The organism is Rothia sp. HMSC066G02 (assembly GCF_001813145.1).
GTDB lineage: Bacteria > Actinomycetota > Actinomycetes > Actinomycetales > Micrococcaceae > Rothia.
This window is the reverse complement of the sequence record NZ_KV811577.1, coordinates 1-1,793: the sequence shown is the minus strand read 5'-3', so window position 1 is coordinate 1,793 and position 1,793 is coordinate 1. Positions and strand designations below refer to the sequence as shown.

Genomic DNA, 1,793 nt, shown 5'->3' with positions numbered 1-1,793 from the left:
AAGAAACTTTGTGGTGTGAATCACGGAAAACGGATTTGCATGGCAAACAAGACGCTGGTATAGTTGATTGAGTTGCCGCGGGAACGCGGTAACAATGAAAATAACATGAATGACCGTTCAATGGTAAGACTTCTCGAAAGAGTAAGTTGAGGTGTTGAATCGGTGTGTTGCTTGAGAACTCAATAGTGTGCTTTGTTCAATAAAATCACCGAATGGTGATGGAAACTGAAACTAATACCAAATATTTATTGATATTTGATAATCATCAAATGGTTTCAAATTTAGTCAGCTTGAGTCACGCACCCCCGTGTGTGATTCGCTGTTTGAGATCAGATTATCAAGCTTTTCTATTTTTTCAACGGAGAGTTTGATTCTGGCTCAGGACGAACGCTGGCGGCGTGCTTAACACATGCAAGTCGAACGATGAAGCCTAGCTTGCTAGGTGGATTAGTGGCGAACGGGTGAGTAATACGTGAGTAACCTACCTTTAACTCTGGGATAAGCCCGGGAAACTGGGTCTAATACCGGATACGACCAATCTCCGCATGGGGTGTTGGTGGAAAGCGTTATGTAGTGGTTATAGATGGGCTCACGGCCTATCAGCTTGTTGGTGAGGTAACGGCTCACCAAGGCGACGACGGGTAGCCGGCCTGAGAGGGTGACCGGCCACACTGGGACTGAGACACGGCCCAGACTCCTACGGGAGGCAGCAGTGGGGAATATTGCACAATGGGCGCAAGCCTGATGCAGCGACGCCGCGTGAGGGATGACGGCCTTCGGGTTGTAAACCTCTGTTAGCAGGGAAGAAGAGAGATTGACGGTACCTGCAGAGAAAGCGCCGGCTAACTACGTGCCAGCAGCCGCGGTAATACGTAGGGCGCGAGCGTTGTCCGGAATTATTGGGCGTAAAGAGCTTGTAGGCGGTTTGTCGCGTCTGCTGTGAAAGGCCGGGGCTTAACCCCGTGTATTGCAGTGGGTACGGGCAGACTAGAGTGCAGTAGGGGAGACTGGAATTCCTGGTGTAGCGGTGGAATGCGCAGATATCAGGAGGAACACCGATGGCGAAGGCAGGTCTCTGGGCTGTAACTGACGCTGAGAAGCGAAAGCATGGGGAGCGAACAGGATTAGATACCCTGGTAGTCCATGCCGTAAACGTTGGGCACTAGGTGTGGGGGACATTCCACGTTTTCCGCGCCGTAGCTAACGCATTAAGTGCCCCGCCTGGGGAGTACGGCCGCAAGGCTAAAACTCAAAGAAATTGACGGGGGCCCGCACAAGCGGCGGAGCATGCGGATTAATTCGATGCAACGCGAAGAACCTTACCAAGGCTTGACATATACTGGACCGCATCAGAGATGGTGTTTCCCTTCGGGGCTGGTATACAGGTGGTGCATGGTTGTCGTCAGCTCGTGTCGTGAGATGTTGGGTTAAGTCCCGCAACGAGCGCAACCCTCGTTCTATGTTGCCAGCACGTTATGGTGGGGACTCATAGGAGACTGCCGGGGTCAACTCGGAGGAAGGTGGGGATGACGTCAAATCATCATGCCCCTTATGTCTTGGGCTTCACGCATGCTACAATGGCCGGTACAGAGGGTTGCGATACTGTGAGGTGGAGCTAATCCCTAAAAGCCGGTCTCAGTTCGGATTGGGGTCTGCAACTCGACCCCATGAAGTCGGAGTCGCTAGTAATCGCAGATCAGCAACGCTGCGGTGAATACGTTCCCGGGCCTTGTACACACCGCCCGTCAAGTCACGAAAGTTGGTAACACCCAAAGCCGGTGGCCTAACCTTTT

Annotated in this window: 1 rRNA gene; it reads left to right on the top strand. The window is 52.3% G+C overall.

Going from position 1 to position 1,793, the window contains the following annotated elements:
* Positions 1-355: 355 nt before the first annotated feature.
* A 16S ribosomal RNA gene (locus HMPREF2894_RS00710) occupies positions 356-1,793 on the top strand; the annotation flags it as partial.